This window comes from Methylobacterium sp. 275MFSha3.1, assembly GCF_900108435.1.
GTDB lineage: Bacteria > Pseudomonadota > Alphaproteobacteria > Rhizobiales > Beijerinckiaceae > Methylobacterium.
This window is the reverse complement of sequence record NZ_FNWP01000017.1, coordinates 1-21,850: the sequence shown is the minus strand read 5'-3', so window position 1 is coordinate 21,850 and position 21,850 is coordinate 1. Positions and strand designations below refer to the sequence as shown.

Below are 21,850 nucleotides of genomic sequence, written 5' to 3'. Positions count from 1 at the left end.
CTGGCGAATTCCTACGCGGCCGTTGGCCGAGCCATGAGGCGTGCGAATGCAGAGCGTCGGGTTCGGCCAGCGGGCGTGTCGCCAATCCAGGCGGCAAGGCGGCCGAGATTGATCGCCTTCGCGGTCAGCAGGTGCTGCAAATGCGTCCTGGCCAGACCGAGATAGCGACTGCGACGCAGGCCCATCGTCCGTACGCCGCGTGAGAGCGTGCCTTCGATGCCAGCGCGCCGTCGCCGGTCAACTGCGAAGGCCGACGAGGTCTCTCGCGCCTGTGCCGCGACGAGCGCATCCTGTTCCTCACGCGAGCGCGGGGTCAGTAGACGGCGCTGCGAGCGGGTGCAGCGAGGCTTCAGGCTGCAGGCTCGGCAGTGCTGTGCCGCGAACCGAATCCGTATGACCGTGCGACCGAGGTTGTGATTGGGATGCCAACTCCGACAGTCATGTCCCGCCGGGTAGGTCGCAATCTTCCGATCCCAATCGAGGTGGAAGGCTTCGATGGTGAAGGCGCCCTCGGTACGCGCTTGCCACTGGTTGTCCTTCGACACCGGTCCGGTCAGGACGACGTCGTGATCACGCGCGGCGGCCACGAGACCGTCGGCGTCGATATAGGCGGCGTCGACGAGATGGCGTGCCGGCAGCAAGTCCTTCGTCGCCAGCGCCGCGTGCAACGGGTCGAGCACCGCCCGGTCCACGATCGGGGCCGCTGTCGTCGCGACGTGGACGATCAGCAGTGGCTGGGCGTCGTCGCAGGTCTCGGTCAGGTGGACGGTGTCACCGATCCACGTGGTCGCGCGCTTCTTGGCGTAGTGCACGTCCGGATCGTAGGGCGATGCGACCATCACCAGGGCCGCTGGGATGCCCTCGGCCTCCGTCCGCCAGCGGATCCGCCCGTCTCCCTGCGAGCCTTCGGTCGGTGGTTCGGCGACTTGGAAGTTCTGCAGCCAGACGCGGCGAAGGACCACCATGGCGGGGACGTTGCGCAGCCAGCCCGGTGCAGCCTTGGTGTCGACGGCTGCAAGCAGCCGGTGCCCGTCGTCACCGATCGCCTCCGCGCAGGCGCGGCGCGCCGTCTCGCCCTGCGGGATATGGAAGTCGTTGATGGAGCAGCCGTAGCGCTCGATCCAGTTCGGATCCGTATGGGCCCGTAGCCAGTCCGGCGCGACGACAGCCAGGGCGTTCAGGGCGGCCTGCAAGGTCTCGATGGCGCAGCCGAGGCGGTTGAGGCTGCGGACCGCACCGAGGACGTGAGTCGCGTCTGTGTGCTGGCGGCCAAGCTTGGCCAAGAGGCCGCGCTCGCGGCAGAGTGACCTGACCGGCTGGCTTTGGACCGGGCTGATTGAGAGGATCAGTTGGGACCGAGGGAGTTGGACGTGCGGCGAGGTCAGAAGACGAGTGCGGAGCAGGTGTGCTGAAGCTGCGCTAGATCGAGGTGCAGACGACCCAGGGCAAGAGCTTGGCGTTGGCGTGCAAGGAGGCGGAGATCTCCGAGCAGAGCTATTATCGCTGGCGCAAGGAGTACGGCGGTCTCCAAGTCGATCAGGCCAGGAAGATGAAGAGCCTGGAGCGCGAGAACGCACGGCTGCGGCGTCTGGTAGCCGATCTATCCTTGGAGAATCAGGTGCTGGCGGACGTCGCCTCTGGAAACTTGTAGTCCTCGAGCGACGCCGGCTGGCGGTGGACGGGATCCGGGAGAAGTACGGTCTCTTCCGAACGTCACGCCTGCCGGATCGTCGGTCAGCACCGCGGCACGCAACGCTACGTGCCGACCTTGATGGCGGACGAGGATGAGCTGACCCGCGCCATCATCGCCCTGGCGTCCGAGTACGGGCGCTATGGCTGTCGCCGCGTCACCGCGCGGCGGCAGGGTGGCAGGTGGGCAAGGACCGGGTTCATCCTTCGAGAACCTCAGGATGAGGGCATCTGGCGTCGCGAGGGGCTGAAGGTCCCGCAGAAGCATCGGCCGCGCAGCCGGCTTTGGCTGAACGACGGCTCGGGCAAACGGCTGCGCCCGCTCCGCCGCAACCGCGTCTGGAGCTTCGACTTCGTGCAGGCCCAGACGCACGACGGCCGAACCTTGCGCATCCTGACGCTGATCGACGAGCACAGCCGGGCGTGCCTCGCGCTGAAGGTGGCGCGGCGGATCAACAGCTTCGGTGTGATCGAGGCACTGGCCGACGCCATGTGCCTGCACGGCATCCCGGAGCACATCCGCTGCGACAATCGCCCTGAGATGATCTCGAAGGCGCTGCACAAATGGGTCGCCAAAGCTGGCTCGCAGATCCAGTACATCGCACCGGGATCGCCGTGGGAGAACGGGTACTGTGAGAGCTTCAACGGCAAGCTGCGCGACGAGTGCCTACGCCGAGAGATCTTCGACTCGCTGGAGGCGCAGATCGTGATTGGTCTGTGGCAATCCACCTACAACCGCGTCCGACCGCACTCGTCGCTTGGCTATCGGCCACCTGCGCCTGTCAGCTTCCCAGATCTGGCCTTCCGGCTACCCATGGCCGCTACCATGCAGTAGCCTCCCACTCGGCCCGGGCCAAAATACCGGCCAGGTCAGTGGCTATGCGCGGCGTCGTCCGCAACAATCGCATCCGAATTTTGGAACTGCAGGGCCAGATCGCCGCCCATCGATGCGAGTACGCTGACCTATAACAGGATCCACTCTGAGGGGCCGGCATTCCCAGTGACGCCACTCCGAGATTGCGGAGTGGCATCCTCTCCGACGGTTCAGACGGCCGCAGATCGCTATTCGGCCGCCTCCACCTCCGCGTCGTCACCGTCCAGGATCGTCTCTAGGTCGCCCACCAGGGCGTCGAGCTGGTCGGCTGTCGCCTTGAGCTTCAGCTTAGTGCCATCCTGGGCCTCGATCGCGATCTCGATGTGATCGCCGACCTTCGCAGCCAGCGCCTGCTTCACCGTGTAGGTCGTCACGTCAGCCTTGTCCGCCATGCTGTCTCCTGGGTTGGCTCCCGACTAACCCTGAGCGGCACCGTATCGGTACTGCGGCAGAAGCCCGCGTCTTCGCCTTCCTGCGGACCTTAGCTACGTGCTCGCGTGCTAGCCCAGCATGCCTTTCCTCTACGGTCTCACCATCCTCGCCGGCGTCGCGAACGCGATCCAGCCCGGGCAAAACGCGACCCTATCCAAGTCGCTCGGCCTCCCTGTCACGGCGGGGCTGATTACCCTGCTTGTGAGTACGGTCGCGCTGCTGCTGGGAGGCCTCGCCATCGGCAAGCTTGAGGTACCGACCGGACAGCAACTGACTCAGGTGCCCTGGTGGGCGTGGCTCGGCGGCCTGTTCAGCGTGCTGCTGATCCTTGCGCAGCTCTACGCCTCGCCGGCCATCGGCGCCGCCTCGTTCCTGGGCATCATCGTGACCGTGGGCGTCGCCGCCTCCCTCGTCCTCGACAACTACGGCTGGGTCGGCTTTCCTGTGCATCCGGCAAGCCTCTGGCGGATACTCGGAGCTGTCCTGATGGTCGCCGGCGTGGCGTTGGTCGCCCTGTTCTGACCGCACATGCCGCTCAAGCTAGGGCGAACAAATGACTGCATCGGTTGTACCTCTGCCGTTGAAGGGATCCGCGCTCCAAAGCCTCGACGCCACAGCCGCGGAGATGCTGGCTGGCGGCGGAGCGACAACCCTCACGGCCGCGAGGATCAGTCTGCTGCTGGGAAGCATCCAGGCGAAGCGGTCTGAGCTAGTGGCAGTGATCGACGACCTTCAATCACGCCCGTCCAGCGGGAACGCACAGATCGACCGGATCAACGCTGACCTGTTTGTCGACGCGATCCACGGGCTGGGCCACATCGATCAGATGCTCCGGCTTCTCGAAGTCATGCAGCCCGATACCGCGATTAAGGACCCGCCGGGCTGAACCAGCACAGCTCACCAGCGGCCGCGGCGTCAAAATCGAGCTGCGTGGATCAAGCACTTTAATCGATTGTTAACCATGACCCATAAGAATTGGTTAGGAGGTGAAATATCGGCAGGCAATCATGCTGGATACGATTTTTTGGTCGGCTGTAATCATCGCGATCTCGTGCGGAATTTTTATTATCTGCCTCGAACTCTACGAGGAATGGGCCCAGGAAATTCAAGCGATCGATGAAATAGCCGGTCAAGACTGCGCTTGATGGCGAAGCGAGGTTCTCAGCCTCGCCTTCGCATCCGAGGGCGCTGAATAGCGCCAGTAGCTAGCCGATGCCCCGGGATGTGTCGCGGCGCACAGAACCTGGCGAACGATTGGCAGGGTATGCCGTTGAGAGGTCACAGCCGGCCAAGCACAGCCGCCGCAATCAAGACCGCCGAACCGACGATCTTCCTCACGCGACCCGACTGACCGGATGGCTTCCCCGTGAAGTCAAACGAACCCGCATGGAGATTGTCATGAAGCTGCATCTGCTCGCCGCTGCCGCCTTGGTTGCTGTTGCTACGCCCGCCCTGGCCCAGGGCATCGACAGCAAGCACAGCCCCTATCCGGCTTCAGCGTACTCGGGCTACGCCAGCAATGCTTCGGTGGTCCTGCCGGAGATCTCGGTGACCCACTTCCGGCCTGCCCCGGCCTATCGCTACTCGGGTCAGCATGCCGGTGGCCCCGCCGACGCCCTCGCTCGCTAACGGTGTAGGACGGCCGGCACAGCCTCAATAGCTGCCCGGCCTGTGAACTGCAGGTGTGCTTCACGATCTCGCCGTGTTCGGCGCGCCTCTTGGGCCCACCGGCGGTGGTGGACCGCTGATTTCTCTCCGTCAGAGGGCGCACCGCATGCTGAACACCATCCTGGCGCTTCTCGCTGTCCTCGCCGTTATGGCCGCCCATGCTCTCTACAAGCTAGTGCGGCTGCCCTTCCGGCTCCTGCGTGGCCTATTCCAGTACAGCTCCAAGCCTGCCCGGATGACGGCTCGCTGATCGGATCTGGGCATCATCTAGTCAGGCTGCGTTGCGTATCGGCCTACGCTGGTGAGATCGGACGCTCCCCCGCCCCGTGAGCAGATCGGGGCGGGGCCGAGCGGCCGGTCCACGGCACGTTTGGATCCGCGTGGCGGTTTGTCCCAGCCGCTCCAACGCCGGGATACCGGGACTGGGCCGTCTGGTTCGCGGGATGGCACCACAGCGACGTTTGGCGCCTCGGTGTCCTCTCTCACGACCCGGAGTCGTCTCATGATGCACCGTCGCGAAGTCCTCACCACGATGCTGGGCGCCACAGCGGCCCTGGCGATCACCCGCACCGCTGTCGCCCAGGTCACACCGGCCGGTGCGATCCCGTCGAGCGTCTATCTTCAGATGGCGACCACCGGCGGCATGTTCCTTGAGAACACCGCCCGCGACGCCCACGAGAAGACCACGAGCCCGATGGTCAAGAAATTCTCCCGGGCCGAGGTGATTGAGCAGGTCAATCTCTCCCGCAAACTCGGCCCCTACACCGGTGGCGCTCCAATGGCAGCTGTGCCGGCTGGATCCGGCGGCTTGATTGGCGGCCTCGTTGCTGCGCCGGTGGCCGTTGCCGGGGCTGCAGTTGGCACGGCTGCTGGCGTGGCGGGCGGCGCGCTCGGTATTGCACCGCCGCCCAGCGGCATGACGACGGACGCTCAGAAGGCGCAGATCCTGTCCCAGTTGACCGCGATGCCGCCGGGACCGCAGTACGATGCCACTTTCGTGGCCAACTCGCTGCAGGATCACCAGGAGGCGCTTGCTATCCATGGCTCGTACGCCCAGTCCGGCGAGGATCCTGGCCTGCGCCGTATCGCCCGGGGCGCGCTGCCGCTGATCAACCTGCACATCTCGCAGCTGTCGCGGATGCAGGGCCGGACAGCTGGCTAACAGGGCGGGTCATCGCGGGAAGTGATTGGCTCTTGCGAAGACGGGGGCAGGAACGGCGGCTGAGATCCTCGGTTTCTTCCCATAAAGGGAGGAACCGATGGACGATACAGACCCCACAAAACCCGGCGACGAAGCACCCCCGGGAACGCCTGGAACCGGCGAGAACCTCTGCCCGGCCTGCAGCGGCACGGGCAAGCTCAATGGCGAGCGCTGTCCGGAATGCAAGGGCACCGGCAAGGTCACGACCGGCATCGGAGGCGGCTGATCGGCAGGCGCGGGTTCGGGCTGCTGCCGGCCGATCCGGCCGGTATTCATCGAGTAGACCTTGCCCCCGCGCGAGACCGTGCGCGACTGGCCTATCTGCGTATCGGGCGCAGATGCTCAGCCCGGCAACGGGCTCACTGTTCTTTGGCAACAATGAGCCCGCTGACGAGACACCAAGCTGTTCCCCACCGCACACCACTCGGTGGGGTTACCCGGGCCCGTGGGCCTTACTTGGCGAGATCCTCGGCCATCTTCTGATGGTGCTCAACGATCGGCAGCGTCTTCTCTGCAAACGCCTTCAGGTCCGCGTTATCACCGCTCTTGGCATAGCGCTTGTACAAGTCGACCGTGTCCTTGTGGCCAGAAATTTGATCGGAGCGGTACTGCTTCTCGAAATCGTCGCCGTTCAGACCCTTGAGTTTATCAAGCATGCTCTGGTGCTTGCTGTCGAGAGATCCTGGAATATCTGCCTTCACCTTACCACTTTGAACCATGGCTTTAATGGCGTCACTCGAGGTCGTATGGTCAGCGATCATCTTGTTAGCAAATTCGTTTGCCTTGGTGTCTTTCTTTTCTTGAGCAAGCTTGCTCGTCTGAATTTCAAACATATCGCTGATGGCAGCTTGGGTGACAAAGTCCTGCGTATTCGGACTGACGCCGACTAGCGAGTTTAGGCCAGTTTTCTCGGACACACTTTCGGCGAGCGCTGGGCCGGTGAAAGTTAGGCACACAGCTACAATGGCGAGCTTCTTCATGACGGTTCCTCCTGATTTGTTTCAGGAAACCGCGTAGCGCCGATGCTGTTCCGCACGGGGCATTCGGTGCTCTGCCCGTAGCCGTTGGTCCTTGGCCTACGTTTCGATCCCCAAGGCTTAGCCTAGTTGTAGTAGGCGACGACAGCGCACACACCTGCTACAGCAAAGCTTCCCCCTGCTGATGTGCCCGAGGTGTTCGCGACACCGCACGGCATGCGGCGGGCGAGCACGTGACGACAGGCGTTCCTAGGCCCGTTCCCTAGGTCTCGCCCGTGAAGTCTTGGCCGGGCAGTTGCGTGAGGGTCGGCGTGGTGCGGCGGGACTGGAGACCGCGGAGCGCCGGCCCACGGCCTGTTATTGTAGGCGTCGCGATCCGGTGTTGGCCCGGATCCAGTTGGGCGCCAGGATGTCGCCACTCTCGGTGATGATCCAGGGCTTCGTATCCTCCGCGTCGATCGCCTCGGCTGCTGCAGCCAGCGCCGCGCGCAGGGTCGAGAAGCTACGAGTGTCGGCGACGTGAGCAGGCGCATGGCCAGGCCACACAGTGAGTTCGGCGGGCTTGTCGAGGTCGGACAGCGTCATCGGTTCGCTGGGGTTCGTGGCGGGCGGGGCTTATGCCGCGGGGCTGAGGTTACTGGTACCGGGTCAGGCGCTTGTTGTCCGGGAGATGGCTATGCGCGGGTCCACATTGCCAGGAGGGTCAGGCGGTCCTGGGTCCCGGCCGGGGAACACGAACCTCGACCATCTGTCCGGTAAGCGGATTGAGGATCAGCATGACTGCGTGTCTCCGGTGGGTGTGCCGGTAGAACGTCGTCACATCGCGGAAGGATCGAGGCGATCCGAGCAATTGCGCTGACTTGGTGAACCGTTCGTTTACTCTGCCGCACCGGTGATCACGGCGCGGCCGATGGTGCTCTACGCGTAGGGTCCACCGAACAGGTCGCCGAGCGCCTTCCGCCGAAACAGGGTGCGCCAGCGCCGCCGCCGATGCTCCGGCCGGTCGTGGATCATGTGGCATCGCTGACAGAAGGCCGCGAGGTTGGCATCCGCGTTGTTCGAGGTGTCGTGGTCCCGATGTGCGGCGGCCAGGACTACCCGGGTCCGACGGGCATAGCCGAGGATGTCAGCTTCCTCAGCGATCCGGATCCGACGGCCCCAGCCATCGCGCCACCGGCCGGCATCCGCGTCCCACCAGCGGCCGTCGCCGAGGTGGTAGACCATCCGCCCGTGCGGACGGCCGCAGCCCTCGCAGCAGCCCTTGGCCCGGCCGAATCGGATCACGGCCGAAAGCTGCGCCCAGTCGATCGGGTAGAAGAAGCGGTGTTCTGGCCGGATCGGCATGGTGGCGGCACTCTGCCACTCGGCGTGAAGAAAGCGTAGCGGTTTTGCCTTGTGAGCTTGGTGTCGGCCCGACGTTGTGCTGCTAAATGCAGAAGGCCCGCCCCCCAGCAGGTGCAAGGGGACGGGCCTCCGACGGTAGCGCCTTCGATGGCTGACTTGACGAACTGCCCGCTACTCAGGCCGCCCGAACGGTAGCGAGGAACCGCTTGACCTCAGCCGAGAGGTGCTCGGACTGACGCGACAGCTCGGAGGCCGCACCCAGCACTTGGCTGGCCGCTGCACCTGTCTCCTCGGCCGCGCCAGCGACACCTGAGATGTTGCTCGTCACCTCGCCGGTGCCCATGGCCGCCTGAGCGACGTTGCGCACGATCTCCTGGGTCGCCGCGCCCTGCTGCTCGACCGCCGCCGCGATCGAGGTCGCTACGCCGCTGATCTCGCGGATCCGCCCGGTGATCCCGGCAATCGACGTGACCGCCTGCCCGGTCGAGGCCTGGATCTGCGCGATTTGCCCCGAGATCTCCTGCGTGGCCTTGGCGGTCTGCTCCGCCAGCGCCTTCACCTCGGAGGCCACGACCGCGAACCCCCGACCGGAAGCGCCCGCGCGGGCCGCCTCGATCGTGGCGTTGAGGGCGAGGAGATTGGTCTGCCCTGCGATACTCGAGATCAGCCCGACGACGTCGCCGATCCGGGACACGGCGGCGCTGAGTTCCTGCACAAGAGAGCCAGTTTGGTCGGCCTCATGCACGGCACACTGCGCCAGTTCGGCTGAGCCGGCAACCTGCCGGCCAATCTCCTGCACCGACGTGCCCAGCTCCTCGGCTGCCGCTGCAACAGTACTGACGTTGGAGGCGGCTTCCTCGGCCGCGGCCGCTACGGTGGTGGATTGGCTGGCGGTCTCTGTCGCCGTGGCAGTCATCGTCTGAGCGGTGGCCTGCAACTCGGTCGCAGAAGACGACACCATGCCGATGATCCCGCCGACCGCGGCCTCGAAACCATCGGCCATCTGCCGCATGCCGGCCTTGCGCTGCTCCTCGGCGGCCAGGCGCGCCTGCGCGGTTTCGTCTTCCAGCGCCTTCATGCGGATCAGGCCGTTCTTGAACACCTGAACAGTGCTCGCGATCGTGCCGATCTCTGTCTTCTGGCCTTGATGGGGGATCGTGACGGCGAGGTTGCCATCGGCGAGCGCCTGCATCGGCTGCACCACCGAGCCGATGCCTCGCGAGATGCTCAGGATGATCAAGGATGCCAAAGCAATCGCCAGGGCCGCAGCGACAAGGCCAGCGCCGATGAGCACCCTGAGTGTCTGAGCGTAGGTGGTTTGGCTGTCGCGCGCAGCCTGCTCGGCGCCGTCTTGGTTGAGCTTGATGATTTTGTCGAGCGCGACCGAAGCGTTCCGCCGCGGCGTGACCACCTTGGCTTCGTAGAGGCTGAGGGCCTGCGCCTTCTCACCCTTGCGAGATAGCACTAGGATCGGCTCGACCGCGGCAGCAAGAGCATTCCACTCGCGGGCAAAAGTCTCGTACAGTGCTCGCTCCTCCGAAGAGCTGATCAGCCCTTGGTAGGTTTTCGTCGCGACTCCGATCTTTTGTCCCCGATCAACGAGATCATTATCGACACTAGTCAGCATTTGAGGCTCTTCCGTCAGAATATGACGAAGCAAACTAGTCGTGTACCGACCTGTTAAAGCATCAATCTGACTGGCGGCACGGACACTTGGGAGCCAGTTCGTCTCTACGTCGAGAAGCAGACGGTGAAGCGTCGAGGCGCTTTGTATTTTTATGATGCTGAGGCCACCGAGAAACAACAGCAGCACTGCGAAGGCGGCAATCAGCTTGCTGCGAATGGATAAAGATTGGAACGACACGGCCGACCTCAATGGCAGCCGCTAAGTGGAGCATTCGTGGGACTGCCGGCATCGAGATCTGGACGAAAATGGTTAATCGGACGCTTAATATAGCCTGGGCGAGCCTGTTGGCTTTAGATTTGCACGATTTCGCCCATCGATTAGCTAAATGCCCAGAACAATGGCAGCGCGCCCGCAAGGAACAGGGTGTAGGAGACGAGCACGGCGAGGGGCTCGCGGTGGTGCAGGACGAAGGCGTGAGGGCTGGCGAACATGTCGAGGCAGGATCGGGGGCGATGTGAGCACGCTCGCTCCTGAACCTTGACGGATCAGGGGCAGTTCGCGCCGTCCACAGGTGATGGCTGATCGCTGTCGCCACCGGGCCACATTCTTTTGGATGTGCTTGGGCGCACCTCACGGAGGCGGCGTCGGGCGTAGTTCGTCCTCAAGGCCGTATTCGCCCCCTCGACGGCCCGATCAAGCGGCGCAGTGACCTCACGGGTTGCTGCGCCGTTGTCGTTTGAGCGAAACAGCTTCGGCAGTCTGGTGCGGGATGAACCGCGGCGGCATGATGCGACTCAGACAGGAGGCCGCTGTGTACCCCGCGCGCGAGTACTACGATCTCATCGTTCGCCCGACGGTCGAGGAATTTTTCGCCCAACACCATGACCCGCGCCGCGGCATGTTGGCCTGCATGGCACTGCTGCACACGGTTGATCACGTATTTCAGAACCGGAACGCGGACGGGAAGAAGGCCGAGCGGGAGATCACTCGGTTCAACGATGCCAAGAGCCACCTCGGGCAGGGACTCGTCCCCGGGACCGGCACATTTGGCTATGCCACTGTTCAAGCCTTCGCCAATGCATCCAAGCATGCGCGGCTGACGCGTGCGAAGCTCAATCCCGGCTTCGGCTCAAAGGACTACGACATCGTTGCACCTGGCTTCGTCGGCGAACTGGAATGCGATGCGAGCTACATCGGCGACGAGGTCGGCGGTGTCACGGTCCTTTGGGATAAGTTCAGCGCCATCAATCTGAAAGAGGCCATTGAGCACACGATGGGTGTGCTTGAGGCCGAGTTTCACGAACTGACGGATCCGATTGAGGAAGCTCCATCGGTAGCTCAGGTCGGTCCATGATACTGCTCCACGCCACCAAGCTCGTCGCCTGCTTCTGCGGCATCATCTCAGCCGGGTGCTGGGCGGTATCGGCAGTTGGGCAATGACCGAGCGTGCGGCGCTTGCTTCGGCAGAGGACTGACAGCACCGTGCCGTGGTTCCAATCGACCATGAACGCGCTTGCTGCAAGCGCGGCATCCATCGCGGCGATCGCGCAGGTGTGCATCACGTTACCGGACTGATCAGGCATGGCACCGTCTCAGATCGGCCGGGGCTTTCACCGGATCGGTGTGGCACTGGCGATCCTCCCCCTTTGCCTTGGGCTGTGGCTCGGCTTTGCCGCGTGGCGCGATAGCCGCCCTTTGCCGCTGTGCGTCGGGATGTTCGACGATCTGATCCCCGAGCGTGGCGGTCGACCGAGGTGTCTGCAGCCTGCCCCGGGTGCAACGGATCGCGGGCCCTGGGACCTCTACCGGGATCAATACACCGAGGCAGAGGTATTCGGCCGCCGGCCCGACTATACGCCAGCTGGGTTGGCCCTCGCCGTAGCAGTGGCATTATACGCTGCGGCATGGGCCGTCGGGTGGATCGCTCGCGGGTTCATCGGGGCGTAGGGCGGGTCTGCTCTGCCTCCTCGGCCGCTACCGCCTCAACGGCCGCGATGACGTTCTCCAGCTCCGCGACCTGGCGGATCGCGCTCTGCGCCGGCAGGCCATCATGCTCGGCCATTGCAAGGATGAGCGCGCGCTGGTGTGCCTTGAGGCGTTCGAGGAGAGCGTCGAGCTTGTCGGGCATGGTCAGACCTGTAGCTGCAAGATGACGGCAGCGCCAATGCCAGCGCCTCGACACCCGCCGCGACGTTCGCCATCCTGAAAATATGCTCGAGCGACAGGATCAGACCTACGACCCACAGAAGAGGCTCGCTTCACAGAGAGGCTTGGCCGTGCACGCACAATCGCTTGCCCGCGGCCGCCTCTCCGTCGCGTGCTGGGGGCTGGCCATGTTCGTGCTGGCGAACTGCAATGCGGTCGCTGGACCGACCAAGGCGCCTGAAGCTGCACTGCCTCAAGATGCCACTCGCCTCGACCAAGCCGCACGGATGATCGTCCGCGTGACCCTCATCGGCCGGAACTGCGCGCCGTTCTACGCTGTCGATCAGGCCCAACTGCAGGAGATCGGAACCGCGCTCTTCTCGCAGTCACTCGATCGCTTCGGCCAGGACCGGCTGCTGAAGGCCATGAACGTCGCCGAGACCGAAGACACAGCGGCGCTCCGCGAGAGCGGTGCCGCGTTCTGGTGTCCTCTCCAGCGGGCCTACCTCAACAGCCTGAGAATGCGAGGTTTGATCGGGCGACAGCGGTAAGGGCTTGGGCCATCTGACGCTCGGACCCCGACGGCAACGCCTCAGACGCCGCGAACCCCTGCGTCGCGCAGCACCCCGTAGAACCTGCCCGGGTCGAACATCGCCTTGGCCTGCTGCAGGCCGATGGGGCTCGGCCGCCCCGGCTGGGCGAGCTGCATCCCGCCGCCCTTCTGTCCCTGCTTCTGCTTACCTGCCGCCGCAGCTTTCAGGGCGTTCCCGATCTGGGCGTACTGATTGCCCGGCTGTTGGGGCTGGGCCACCGGATCCGAGGAGAACCCGACCGGATTGGGCGCGAGCGCCATCGGTTGAGCGGACAGCGAGGCCACACCCGGCATGGCCGAAGCCTGTCCCGGCACGACTGCGCCCCGATCGACGATGCCGTTTAAGCCGAAGCCGCCGCGCTGGGCGGTCGAACCCATCAAGCCCCCGCGTGAGGCTGCCAGCGCCGGCAAGGTTCCCCCACCGCCGCCGCCGAAGCTGTTGGCGTAGGCCTGAGGCGTCGCCAGCCTGGCGGCGTTCTCACCACCGGAGCGGTTGGTCAGTTTCCCCGGGCAGCCTCCTGCAGGATCAGCTTGTCGAGCGTGAGATCCGCAATCGCCTTCCGGAGCCGCTGGTTCTCGGTCTCCAGATCCTTCATGCGCCGGACCTGGTCGCTCTTCAGGCCGCCGTACTCCTTGCGCCAGCGGTAGTACGTCACCTCCGTCACGCCGATCGAGCGGATCGCGTCCCCGACGCTCTGGCCTTGAGAGACCAGCACATCCACCTGCCGCAGCTTGGCGACGACATCCTCCGGCTTGTGCCGCTTCGTTCCCGTCTGTCCGTCCTCGTCCTGGCCCGAAAGCCATACCTCAGGGCGGACCACTTCACTGGGGGCGGATCACTCGCGGATGGCAGCCAGACGACGTTGTAACGTGACAACTTTCAACGTGGTCGCGTGGTCGATGAGGTCGGCCAGGACAGCAGCTGGGCTTGCCGGCAGAGACGGCTCACCACGCATCTCGCACCAGGCTGCGAAGGCGCGCACATCGGAAGCGTAGGCGCGCCGCGTGTTCGCTGCTCGAGACTGATCCGCATACTCGCGCGCCCGGCCGGCGAACGCCTGAAGCCCGGTCGATGAGGGGAGGGCGACTTCGGTGCTCAAGGCTGAGGGTCCTCGGCTAGCGGCTCGCCCCCGTCGATCGCCGAAACGATTTGCTTCCGAACGAGCTTCAGCGCGGCTTGCACCGGATCAGCCCAGTCAGGTCGCTTGGCTTTCTCGATAGCGTCAGTCGGCACGACGACGAAGAACCGCGTCCGCTCCTTGGAGCGCGCATGCCAGAAGCCACGAACCTCGACGCCATCCGCCACCGGCCGCGCCTTGACGACGAACTCCTGCCCGGCGTGTGAGAAGGGAAGGCGAGGCAGCGTCGACGGCATGGGATCTGCTGGTGTCCGATAATCTCCTCTTATTGGACCTTAGTTTGAGATGTGGGAACTGCCAACGGGATCGCGCTGTCACGTCGTAACGTGGTCTTGTGGAGGCGTGGCACTGGTTTTTTGATCGGACTATCGCCGGCCAATGACCTGCGGACGCGGTCGGGATGTGCGCGAGACCGGGCGAGCCGTGATGATATGGCCGTCCGGTCAGCATCGGAAGCTTCAGTCTGCCGTTGACGCCGACGTGTCAGGACGTCGACCACTCGCGCATGACCTCATCCGCTGGTCGGTCGAGATGAACCTTTCCCCCCTCGATCGATTGCACAAAATCGACCGGGATGAAGTGGTGCAGGCCCCCCGCGGCCGCGTCCTTCTTGGTCAACTTGATCTCGCCCTTGTCGATATGATCGACGGTTCCGACGTGTTTCCCGTCCGAGCCAACTACCTCGGCATGCTCCTGGATCTGCGCGACATCGACCATCGGTTTCACTCCCTGTTGAGCAGCCGTAACTGGAGTCCAAACGGCGATGTTCCGGCTCAATTGGCTGGCCCCGAATGAGTGAGCGCGGAGGCCGGTCATGGACGGGGCAGGGGCTCCGCGGTAGGCCTCCGGCATGGCCAAAGAGATCCCCAACGTCGGCGACCTGCGCCGCAAAGCCGAGATCACGGACGAGGAGATCGAAGCGGCGACGGCCGCCTACCTGAAGGACGAGAGCGCCAAGCCGTTCGCCTTCAAGTCCGGCCATACCGCCGATGTGGCGAAGGCAATCGAGATGCACCCACAGGCCAAGAAGCTGCTGGCGGTTGAGGCGACGACGCCCGGCCTGCGACGCACGATGGTGAAGACCGCCGTTATCATGGGCCTCCCCGTTCAGGGGTGAACGAGGCCGACCCCAGCCTAGCCACACACGTCGGCCGGTCTGCTCACGGGGCGGGGTATTAAGTGGCCAATCGCAAGCGGCGCATGTGATCCCCGAGTTCAAGACTGATCCCCGCTTGAAAGCCGATGTGCCATGCTCGGACTTCAGCCGCTGGCATTCCGGCTTTCAGATGCCCTTCGGCCACGATGTTCCCGACTGCTCCCAGCCGGCTCATGACGCCTTGAAGACCTCCTGTCTCGGCGCTCGCCGTCTTGATCATCTCGCTCGCTGCAAGCCGGCCAGCCTTCTCGCCGCGAGTAGCGGCAGGTAGCGGTTCGCTCTGCGGCGGCATGGGTCTCGATGGCCTCACTTATAAGAGCCGATACGCAACGCGGCTCGCGGGGCTAGATGGCGGGCGTCGGTTGCCGGATTGTGCGAGCATACTCTACGCGTCCGTCCCAGGTTGAGACCGGGCGGCGCGCTGCTCAGCGGCACGGAGCGGCGAGAGTGGACGACGAGGACTACGACTTCGAGACTTCCCCCCTATCGGGCCTCTTCACCCGCGACGGACATGAGGTTGAGGTCGAGATCTACCGCCTTGCCGGCACACAGGATCGCTGGCGGATGGAGGTGGTGCATTTCTCCGGCTGCACCCGTTGGCAGGACACGTTCGCCACAGACACAGATGCACACGCGGCCTTCCTTGCGACGGTCGAAGCCACTGGGATCGGTCCCTTCGTCGGCGATCGGCCTAAGACGATGAACTGATCGACATTTCAGCTTGAAAAAGCCCGCTCCGGCGGACCGGGCGGGCTAATCCAGATCCGCGCCAGTGGGGGCAAGGGCTTGGATCCAACGGCATTTTGCACGTCGAAGGTAAAGAAAAGCCCCGCGCAGCACTGCCGGCGGGGCGGAAGGTGTTGAGTCTCGATTGGGCGGACACGGTAGCGGTTGAACCCGAACAGTCACCCTTCATTTGATGGGCAACGGAGACTTAGAAACCCTCCTCATCGGCCACCGCCCCTTTTGGCGAACTCCCATACCGGGATGCCCCACTGCTGGCCGACCTTGTTCCGGTAGCCAGTCAGCCGCTCGAACAAGATCCGCTGCACTGCGACGCCTCGGACAGGCTCGCTCACCACCATGAGCACCCCGCAGTAGTCCACGCGCAGGGTGCCGTGCTCCGGATGCACCGCGAACAGCTCAGGGGCCGTCCAGCCGAGCCGATGCGCCTCGGCCCCAAATTGCTCGCAGAAGACCACGGCGTTCGCCCGTAGTGCGGTCCATCGAGCTGGGAGGAGATACCGGCAGGGGGAGGCGTGCTCTGACAGATCCTCGAGCGCGCTACGCCACAGGGCGGCGGCGTCGGGGAGCATGGTGGGGGCGAAACTGGAAGCCATCCCACGGCCTACGGCGAGCGTAGCCATTAAACCATGCGGCCAGAAGCGACCTTGCCCAACATGGATTGAGGCGAATCCCTCCAGGGATCCTTAATCAATCAGAGCGGCTAAACCGTTGCTGGAGCAGCGAAGTTGGATGATTGTCTGCCGCTTTCTTGGGAATGGGGCTCGGGGGATCGTGAGCCGACAACTTCCGATCCGTGCCCGCATCCTCGCCGCTCTTACCGACGAGCCGATCAGCACTCTGCAGCTTGCCGAGCGGGCCGGCATCACAGCGCGCCGACGGGGCGAGGTCGTCAAACTGGCGTGCGGTGTCCTGGAGGGTGAAGGTCTGGTCGAACGAGTGGGTGGCCACCGTCATCCGAAGTGGCGCAGGCGGCTCCTCTCGGCAGCGGAAAGATGCGCGAACACGACCGCTCCGTCGTCCTCAGACCCAATCGCAGCGGGTCTTGATGAGCGCTTGGCACGCGAACTGGTCCAGGGCCTCGTACAGTCGGCGGTCGCCCGGGGAGGTGATCCAGTCGCGCGGCTTCAGGAGTTTCGCACGCTGCAGCAAGCCGCAATCGCAATGTCGCAAGATGCCACCGTCGCTGAAACCGCCGAGCAACTCATCCGTATGATCGATCACGTCCTAGAGGAATTGGTCGCCGTCAGGTCATAGCCTGCTTGTCGCAGCTAGGTCCGCTCGGCCGCTTCTTGCACGAGCGCCAGCAGCCGCTGCCGCTCTTTGGAATCTTGGATGCGCCTATAGGCGTGCAGGAGCGCCAGGCAGTTCTGATCCAGGCTGGTGCTTGAGGCCTTATCGGTGTCAGCCCAGCGCCCTGTCGCGACGGGGTCAAGCGGATTGTACAGCGCGGCCGGCGAGACCTGCAGCGATGCGGCCGATAAGCCGTTTGGTCTTTAGACAGCCAGGCCGTGTCGCGCGATCAGAGAACTCTTCCGCCATCAGTCCGCACAGAGTGTCTTTGCCTAGAGGCCGCGCCTTCGATCCCATCGGCCCCTCCTTAGGGCGTGCATGCCACCTCAGCGTGCATCAATAGTACGATCTATCCGTTTTGGTAGTGCCATACACGCAACAGTAGTGAAGTCTTAAATTTAATCTCCTTGAGGTTGTCTTCAAAGGTCTATTAAGTCACGTTAGGACGAACCAAGGCGGGTCCGGTGGTGCCAAAGCTTAAGCTCGCAAGTGGACAGACCTCTCCTGAAGCGTTTCAAGCCGCGCTCGATGCGCTCGACGTGATTGGTAGGTGGGAGTGGAATGCGGCGACCGATCGAGCCCGTGTTGATGGGTTCGTGGCGCTGCTGTTCGATGTCGATCCCGACGAAGCTGAGCAGGGTGTGCTGCTCTCGCTCTTCATCGACAGCATACACCCAGATGACCGCGAGCGCGTTTTCGCTCAGATCCGCCGCTGCCGCGCTGACGGCGGCACATATCTCGCCGAATACCGAGTGATATCGGCCGATGGCCAGACGCGCTGGGTCCTAGATCGAGGCCGCTTCAGCATTGATCATCTCGGCCGGTCGGTAGGCGGTGCTGGCATCTTGGTGGACATAACCCAGATGCGGATGTCTGAGGACGCGTTCAGCGAAGTCGAAACCCATTCGATGGAACGGCCGCTGGACCGGGCGGCCGAGCACGCTATCGCCGCCCAACAGGCGATCGTGGAGTTGCAGGACGCTGAGTTGAAGGCACGGGCGGACACGCTGCTAATGGCGCTCGGACGCAGGCTCGCCCAGCAGGAGGTTCGGGAACGGCGTCGGCGGATGAACTGAGGGCTGCCATTCTGTCGCGCCAGTCCGCTCGGCCGCAGGCTGGTGCGAGCCATCTCGCCATGGCCCCCCCCCCCGGGCATGGCGACGCTTGAGGATCAGACCTGTGAAGCGAAGATCGAGGGTGCCTGGCGTCAGATCAGCGTCGCTGAGGCAAAGAGCGCTTTCGTGATGGCGCCGAAGCGATGCCCGTCCTGCCGCGGTGCGGTGGTCCTTTCGGCCTCCAACGCCGAACACCGCCGACGGAGGTTGACCCATCGCAGGGTACATACCGGCTGCGCACAGGACCCGAAGCGGTACTCTGGCACGCCATCGCCGCATCCTCAGGCAGTCATCTAAGTGGCGGCTTGGGTCGGTACGACCTCGATCAGGAACGCTTTGTGGGCGCACGGTGTTCGGAGCTGGTAGTTCCACCGGCAAGGAAGGCGTGCATGGACGTTTGGCAACTCATCGAGCGCGACCATGAGAACATTGGTGGCCTGATCCGTGAGATACCATACGCACTCAACGATCCCAGAGCGGTCGGCAGCCGCGAGCAGATGCTGGCTGATCTCATGGACGAGCTTGATCTGCATGCCATCGGCCTTGGTGCCAGCTTGTATGGCCCATTGAGCCGGGAGAGCCAGACGCGCACGCTGATCGAAGACTTGAACCGCGGCCACGCTGAGTTCAGGCGACAACTCCAGCAGCTCGCCCGTCGCCGTAGGGCGGACTCGGCTGGCTGGCTCGACACCTTTGAGGATGTCACGTTCCTCGTGGATCAGCACCTGCATCGCCACGTGCATGAGTTGATCCCCGCAGCCCAGATGCTTTTCGGGCCCGAGGAGGTTGCCGCTGCCACACGGGCGTTCGTGCGGGCCAAAACGAACGCGCTTCAGTCGCGGCGGCGAGGCACCGTGGCGGGAGGCATGTCGAGCGAGTTCGCCCTTATCGCGACGCTCGCCGGCGTGGCAGCCGGCCTCGGCTATCTGGTCTGGAACGGCGGACGCTTTGGCCGGTCGACATCTGACAGAACGGCCGAGGCTGGGGAGCGTGTTTCCCAGCGGGCGACCCGCCCTATGCCGCGGTGAAGACGGTGTGGGGCATGCCGGTGGATGAGCCGCTCGCCTGAAGCGAGGCCATTCCGTCGCCCGATTTGACGATAGAAGCCCGCCCTGGTGTTCCAGGTGCGGGCTTGATGCGACTGCGCCGACGAGGCCGCACCGCGAGACCGTACATCCGGGTCTCGGTGCTGCTCTGCCGACGCTCAGCCCCCCAGCCGATCGCTGACAGCTACCTCGGCCGTTATGGTTAACAGAAGGTTGCTGAAGGTCGAATTGCTCGTGGAAGGGGCGCTCTCCGACGAGCCGCCTGAGCACCTTGGCTTTCGGCCGCAGAGGGGGCTGCGTAGCCGCTGAAACTATCGAGCCGACATATCCGTTCTGCGGTGGCGCAGCCGTCTCCGGCGGCGCGATCTCCGGACCAGTCTGTGGCACGTACCCCGACCCTGATCCTCGCGGCTGGGCTAACGGCAGGCGCGTTCCTCCCAGCGGATGCCGCGACGAAAAAAGTGCAGATACCGAACCAGTTCGATGGCTCCTGGACCATCGTTGCCACCACTGCGGAAGGACCCTGCTCAGCCAGCACGAGCTACAAGGTGCAGATCAAGGACAGCGACGCGTCGATCCCCGGGGAGGAGGTCGACATCGATGGCGGTGTCTCGGCGGCCGGCGCCGTACAAGCCACGATCACCCAGGGCTCGAACAAGGTGCCGATCGCCGGCAATCTGACCGCGAAGGGCAGCGGCAGCGGCACTTGGCGCACGTTTGGTGGCTTGGTCGAGTGCAGCGGCAACTGGAGCGCGAAGCGTTCTAGCTAGGCATTTTATGATGAAGCCGCACGGCCTTCACGGAGTGGAGAGGCGCTTCGTGTTCGCAGCCACGTGCTCACGGTAGCGGGCGACGACTGTTTCGGGCGAGCCGCCGAACATCAGTGTCGTCATCGCCTCGCCGGCGGCGTGAACCTTCTCAATCACCATGGACTGAGCCTCAGCCAGTCCTTCGCTACCGCCCCAGGCCAGACGAACCAAACGCAGTTCGATGACGCGCTGCGCCTCAATGGCCAGCATCAGCGACGAGAAGAAGGGATTGTACACGGCACGTCCTGGCCGCCGGATCGCGGCGAAGCTTGAACACATCACATCGTGAGAAAGATCCGGCGCTAGGTCGCATGCCCGCCCTGCATCTCAGCCTCATCGGCCGATCTGATCACGGGCTGACCACGCCATATCGCTAGCTCGTGATCGCCCTACCTATATCCGGCAACACGCTCGCTACAACCGGACGGCATGGTTACCGGTATGACCTTGCCAACAGCTCAAGCCCTTGGCGTCATGGCCTGCGCCATGATCGCGTCCGCCATTTACCTGGCGTCCCTCGTACACGGCGTCAGATCAGAGGATAGCGACCCACGCTAGGCAAGCGCGACTGCGACGGCGAGGCCGCACCGAGGCCAGGGGGGGTAGGCCATAGAGCTGCTCTGCCGTCGCTCGGCCCCTCGACCGATCGCTGTCGGCAGCATGACCCCGCATGGTTAACGGCCCGTCAACGGGTGTTGCTCTGTTCGCGTCTGCCCATGACACATGGCCGGTTGATGCCGGTGTTCTCGGCCACCCGTCTCGCTATGTTCTGCTCCCGTTCTAGTACTACAGTTGCATATCAAAGCGTGATGTGGTGTCCGTCGTCAGATGATTTGAGACGACTTGAAGCGCTCAGGAGCGGAGGCTCTGGTCCTTCTGGGTTGAAGGGTTAGGCAGCCTGCGCGTGGTGGCGCAAGCGGCTATCGATGAGGGTCTGGCGCTTGATCCGCGCCCGCTCCTGCAGGATGGCCTCGCCGCGGCCGAAGTAGACGTCGGCGGGGGTGAGGTTGCCCAAGCTCTCGTGAGCCCGAGCTTGGTTGTAAGGCTCGACGAAGGCGGCAACCCGCGCGACCAGTTCGCCGGGCAGTTAGGTCGCGGACTCATTAAGCTCGCAGCCAGACCCGCACGGCTGCGAGCTTGACGCTGGCGAGGAAGTTGTCGGGATCCTTGTCGTAGCGCGTGGCGACGGCGCGGAAGTGCTTGATCTTGCTGAAGAAGCGCTCGACCAGATTGCGGTACTTGTACAGGAACGGGCTGAAGGCCAACACCTTCTTGCGGTTGGGCATCGGCCTGACGTTCGCCCACGCGCCCTGCTCAGCCATCCGAGCGCGTAACGCGTCGCTGTCGTACGCTCGGTCGCCCAGCAGGATCTGGCCCGTGCCCAGACCGCCCAGCATGTCGGCCGCCGCGCGCCCATCGTGCGCTTGACCCGCGGTGATCTTGAGCGCCACCGGACGGCCCTCGGCATCCACCAGCGCGTGGATCTTGCTCGTCAGGCCGCCGCGCGAGCGACCCATGCCACCGGATCGGCCATCTTTTTTTGGGTGCAGGCGGCATGCTGGTGAACCCGCACGCTGGTGGCGTCGATCATCTGCAGGTCGCCGTCGTAAGCCTTTGACACCGCGTCCAGAAGCCGATCCCAGATGCCACGCTTGCGCCAGCGCCGAAAACGGTTGCCGCAGGTCGTATGTGGGCCGTAGCGCACCGGGATGTCGGCCCAGGGCGCGCCCGTGCGCAGCCGCCAGAAGATCCCGTTGAGCACCCGCCGGTCATCCACGCGCTCCTTGCCGCGCACGTCCGTCGGCAACAACGGCTCGATCACCGCCCACTCCGCATCCGTCAAATCAAACCGCGCCATCAAGGCCCTCCTGCTCAGAGGGCTAACGACGCCGCGGTTCAACCGTGCCAGCCGTTATGGGTTCGCGACCTAGGTAGGGAACTCATACAACCAACTGCTGTTGCTCGTGTTTTCTTCCTGAGATTGGGGTTTCCAGCGCAG

Annotated in this window: 30 protein-coding genes and 3 pseudogenes; 15 read left to right on the top strand and 18 right to left on the bottom strand. The window is 64.2% G+C overall.

Features of this window, described 5'->3' with window-relative positions; genetic code table 11:
• Positions 1-11: 11 nt before the first annotated feature.
• Positions 12-1,283, bottom strand: a complete 1,272-nt coding sequence (locus BLW78_RS19800; RefSeq protein ID WP_244526991.1) for a transposase — start codon at positions 1,281-1,283, stop codon at positions 12-14.
• An 87-nt stretch (positions 1,284-1,370) separates the two neighbouring features.
• Between BLW78_RS19800 and BLW78_RS19795 the strand changes: the two are divergent.
• Positions 1,371-2,524, top strand: a pseudogene (locus tag BLW78_RS19795) (IS3 family transposase).
• Between the two features lie 227 nt (positions 2,525-2,751).
• Here the strand turns inward: BLW78_RS19795 and BLW78_RS19790 are convergent.
• Complete coding sequence (locus BLW78_RS19790; protein ID WP_091681600.1) at positions 2,752-2,955, bottom strand: hypothetical protein; 204 nt, start codon at positions 2,953-2,955, stop codon at positions 2,752-2,754.
• Positions 2,956-3,073: 118 nt separating this feature from the next.
• Between BLW78_RS19790 and BLW78_RS19785 the strand changes: the two genes are divergently transcribed.
• The 6 genes from BLW78_RS19785 to BLW78_RS31455 all read left to right on the top strand — a co-directional run bounded on the left by BLW78_RS19785 (position 3,074) and on the right by BLW78_RS31455 (position 6,090).
• Positions 3,074-3,517 (top strand): DMT family transporter, encoded by a 444-nt coding sequence (locus BLW78_RS19785; protein ID WP_091681598.1) that lies wholly within the window; start codon positions 3,074-3,076, stop codon positions 3,515-3,517.
• Positions 3,518-3,548: 31 nt separating this feature from the next.
• The gene (locus BLW78_RS19780; protein ID WP_139307701.1) at positions 3,549-3,881 is read left to right on the top strand and encodes a hypothetical protein; all 333 of its coding nucleotides are present in this window, start codon (positions 3,549-3,551) and stop codon (positions 3,879-3,881) included.
• 512 nt (positions 3,882-4,393) lie between these two features.
• A complete protein-coding gene (locus tag BLW78_RS19775; RefSeq protein WP_091681733.1) occupies positions 4,394-4,624 on the top strand; it encodes a hypothetical protein in 231 nt (76 codons plus the stop codon).
• Between the two features lie 145 nt (positions 4,625-4,769).
• Positions 4,770-4,913 carry a hypothetical protein gene (locus BLW78_RS31460; RefSeq protein WP_170855198.1) on the top strand — a complete coding sequence of 48 codons (144 nt, stop codon included), beginning with the start codon at positions 4,770-4,772 and terminating at the stop codon, positions 4,911-4,913.
• Between the two features lie 255 nt (positions 4,914-5,168).
• Entirely contained in the window at positions 5,169-5,825 is a 657-nt protein-coding gene (locus BLW78_RS19770; RefSeq protein WP_091681731.1) for a DUF4142 domain-containing protein, read from the top strand.
• Between the two features lie 97 nt (positions 5,826-5,922).
• The gene (locus BLW78_RS31455; protein ID WP_170855197.1) at positions 5,923-6,090 is read left to right on the top strand and encodes a hypothetical protein; all 168 of its coding nucleotides are present in this window, start codon (positions 5,923-5,925) and stop codon (positions 6,088-6,090) included.
• Positions 6,091-6,316: 226 nt separating this feature from the next.
• On the opposite strand, the gene BLW78_RS19765 is transcribed toward BLW78_RS31455, so the two are convergent.
• The 4 genes from BLW78_RS19765 to BLW78_RS19750 form a co-directional block, all read right to left on the bottom strand.
• Positions 6,317-6,844: a DUF4142 domain-containing protein gene (locus BLW78_RS19765; RefSeq protein WP_091681594.1), complete on the bottom strand. Its 528-nt coding sequence runs from the start codon at positions 6,842-6,844 to the stop codon at positions 6,317-6,319.
• 354 nt (positions 6,845-7,198) lie between these two features.
• Positions 7,199-7,426 carry a hypothetical protein gene (locus BLW78_RS19760; RefSeq protein ID WP_091681592.1) on the bottom strand — a complete coding sequence of 76 codons (228 nt, stop codon included), beginning with the start codon at positions 7,424-7,426 and terminating at the stop codon, positions 7,199-7,201.
• A gap of 333 nt (positions 7,427-7,759) precedes the next feature.
• Complete coding sequence (locus tag BLW78_RS19755; RefSeq protein ID WP_091681591.1) at positions 7,760-8,185, bottom strand: hypothetical protein; 426 nt, start codon at positions 8,183-8,185, stop codon at positions 7,760-7,762.
• Between the two features lie 175 nt (positions 8,186-8,360).
• Complete coding sequence (locus tag BLW78_RS19750; RefSeq protein ID WP_091681730.1) at positions 8,361-10,049, bottom strand: methyl-accepting chemotaxis protein; 1,689 nt, start codon at positions 10,047-10,049, stop codon at positions 8,361-8,363.
• Between the two features lie 11 nt (positions 10,050-10,060).
• On the opposite strand from BLW78_RS19750, the gene BLW78_RS31450 reads away from it, so the two are divergent.
• Both BLW78_RS31450 and BLW78_RS19745 read left to right on the top strand, forming a co-directional pair.
• Positions 10,061-10,330, top strand: coding sequence for a hypothetical protein (locus BLW78_RS31450; protein WP_170855196.1), 270 nt, complete (start codon positions 10,061-10,063; stop codon positions 10,328-10,330).
• A gap of 293 nt (positions 10,331-10,623) precedes the next feature.
• Positions 10,624-11,166, top strand: a complete 543-nt coding sequence (locus BLW78_RS19745; protein ID WP_091681729.1) for a hypothetical protein — start codon at positions 10,624-10,626, stop codon at positions 11,164-11,166.
• Positions 11,167-11,745: 579 nt separating this feature from the next.
• Here BLW78_RS19745 and BLW78_RS19740 read toward each other — a convergent pair.
• A complete protein-coding gene (locus BLW78_RS19740) occupies positions 11,746-11,940 on the bottom strand; it encodes a hypothetical protein (RefSeq protein WP_091681589.1) in 195 nt (64 codons plus the stop codon).
• Positions 11,941-12,145: 205 nt separating this feature from the next.
• Between BLW78_RS19740 and BLW78_RS19735 the strand changes: the two genes are divergently transcribed.
• The gene (locus tag BLW78_RS19735) at positions 12,146-12,508 is read left to right on the top strand and encodes a hypothetical protein (protein ID WP_128083247.1); all 363 of its coding nucleotides are present in this window, start codon (positions 12,146-12,148) and stop codon (positions 12,506-12,508) included.
• A 41-nt stretch (positions 12,509-12,549) separates the two neighbouring features.
• Here the strand turns inward: BLW78_RS19735 and BLW78_RS19730 are convergent, their stop codons facing one another.
• The 5 genes and pseudogenes from BLW78_RS19730 to BLW78_RS19710 form a co-directional block, all read right to left on the bottom strand.
• Positions 12,550-12,927 carry a hypothetical protein gene (locus BLW78_RS19730; protein WP_210186892.1) on the bottom strand — a complete coding sequence of 126 codons (378 nt, stop codon included), beginning with the start codon at positions 12,925-12,927 and terminating at the stop codon, positions 12,550-12,552.
• A gap of 125 nt (positions 12,928-13,052) precedes the next feature.
• Positions 13,053-13,370, bottom strand: a pseudogene (locus BLW78_RS19725) (transposase); the annotation flags it as partial.
• 15 nt (positions 13,371-13,385) lie between these two features.
• Entirely contained in the window at positions 13,386-13,649 is a 264-nt protein-coding gene (locus tag BLW78_RS19720) for a site-specific integrase (RefSeq protein WP_244526990.1), read from the bottom strand.
• Positions 13,646-13,924 carry a hypothetical protein gene (locus BLW78_RS19715; RefSeq protein WP_091681588.1) on the bottom strand — a complete coding sequence of 93 codons (279 nt, stop codon included), beginning with the start codon at positions 13,922-13,924 and terminating at the stop codon, positions 13,646-13,648. Before BLW78_RS19715 ends, BLW78_RS19720 begins: the two co-directional genes overlap by 4 nt.
• A gap of 247 nt (positions 13,925-14,171) precedes the next feature.
• On the bottom strand, positions 14,172-14,405 hold the full coding sequence (locus BLW78_RS19710; protein ID WP_091681586.1) for a DUF2171 domain-containing protein: 234 nt from the start codon (positions 14,403-14,405) through the stop codon (positions 14,172-14,174).
• 133 nt (positions 14,406-14,538) lie between these two features.
• Between BLW78_RS19710 and BLW78_RS19705 the strand changes: the two genes are divergently transcribed.
• Positions 14,539-14,805, top strand: coding sequence for a hypothetical protein (locus tag BLW78_RS19705; protein WP_091681584.1), 267 nt, complete (start codon positions 14,539-14,541; stop codon positions 14,803-14,805).
• Positions 14,806-15,291: 486 nt separating this feature from the next.
• On the top strand, positions 15,292-15,552 hold the full coding sequence (locus tag BLW78_RS19700) for a hypothetical protein (RefSeq protein ID WP_091681583.1): 261 nt from the start codon (positions 15,292-15,294) through the stop codon (positions 15,550-15,552).
• Between the two features lie 239 nt (positions 15,553-15,791).
• Here BLW78_RS19700 and BLW78_RS19695 read toward each other — a convergent pair whose 3' ends face one another.
• The 3 genes from BLW78_RS19695 to BLW78_RS31440 form a co-directional block, all read right to left on the bottom strand.
• Positions 15,792-16,184, bottom strand: coding sequence for a hypothetical protein (locus BLW78_RS19695; RefSeq protein ID WP_091681581.1), 393 nt, complete (start codon positions 16,182-16,184; stop codon positions 15,792-15,794).
• A 94-nt stretch (positions 16,185-16,278) separates the two neighbouring features.
• Positions 16,279-16,539, bottom strand: a complete 261-nt coding sequence (locus tag BLW78_RS31445; RefSeq protein ID WP_170855195.1) for a hypothetical protein — start codon at positions 16,537-16,539, stop codon at positions 16,279-16,281.
• A gap of 72 nt (positions 16,540-16,611) precedes the next feature.
• Positions 16,612-16,812: a hypothetical protein gene (locus BLW78_RS31440; RefSeq protein ID WP_170855194.1), complete on the bottom strand. Its 201-nt coding sequence runs from the start codon at positions 16,810-16,812 to the stop codon at positions 16,612-16,614.
• Between the two features lie 533 nt (positions 16,813-17,345).
• Between BLW78_RS31440 and BLW78_RS19685 the strand changes: the two genes are divergently transcribed.
• From BLW78_RS19685 to BLW78_RS19675, 3 genes are all read left to right on the top strand, one after another.
• Positions 17,346-17,957, top strand: a complete 612-nt coding sequence (locus BLW78_RS19685) for a PAS domain-containing protein (protein WP_348272458.1) — start codon at positions 17,346-17,348, stop codon at positions 17,955-17,957.
• A 428-nt stretch (positions 17,958-18,385) separates the two neighbouring features.
• Positions 18,386-19,024 (top strand): hemerythrin domain-containing protein, encoded by a 639-nt coding sequence (locus BLW78_RS19680; protein ID WP_091681579.1) that lies wholly within the window; start codon positions 18,386-18,388, stop codon positions 19,022-19,024.
• A gap of 398 nt (positions 19,025-19,422) precedes the next feature.
• Positions 19,423-19,812: a heme utilization protein gene (locus BLW78_RS19675; RefSeq protein WP_091681578.1), complete on the top strand. Its 390-nt coding sequence runs from the start codon at positions 19,423-19,425 to the stop codon at positions 19,810-19,812.
• 27 nt (positions 19,813-19,839) lie between these two features.
• Here BLW78_RS19675 and BLW78_RS19670 read toward each other — a convergent pair whose 3' ends face one another.
• The 3 genes and pseudogenes from BLW78_RS19670 to BLW78_RS19660 all read right to left on the bottom strand — a co-directional run bounded on the left by BLW78_RS19670 (position 19,840) and on the right by BLW78_RS19660 (position 21,709).
• Positions 19,840-20,088 carry a hypothetical protein gene (locus tag BLW78_RS19670; RefSeq protein WP_091681576.1) on the bottom strand — a complete coding sequence of 83 codons (249 nt, stop codon included), beginning with the start codon at positions 20,086-20,088 and terminating at the stop codon, positions 19,840-19,842.
• Positions 20,089-20,740: 652 nt separating this feature from the next.
• Positions 20,741-20,938 (bottom strand): annotated as a pseudogene (locus BLW78_RS19665) (IS3 family transposase); the annotation flags it as partial.
• A gap of 16 nt (positions 20,939-20,954) precedes the next feature.
• A protein-coding gene (locus BLW78_RS19660; RefSeq protein ID WP_210186891.1) for an IS5 family transposase occupies positions 20,955-21,709 on the bottom strand; the annotation gives its coding sequence in 2 pieces (ribosomal slippage) (positions 20,955-21,385 and positions 21,385-21,709; 756 coding nt in all).
• Positions 21,710-21,850 lie beyond the last annotated feature (141 nt).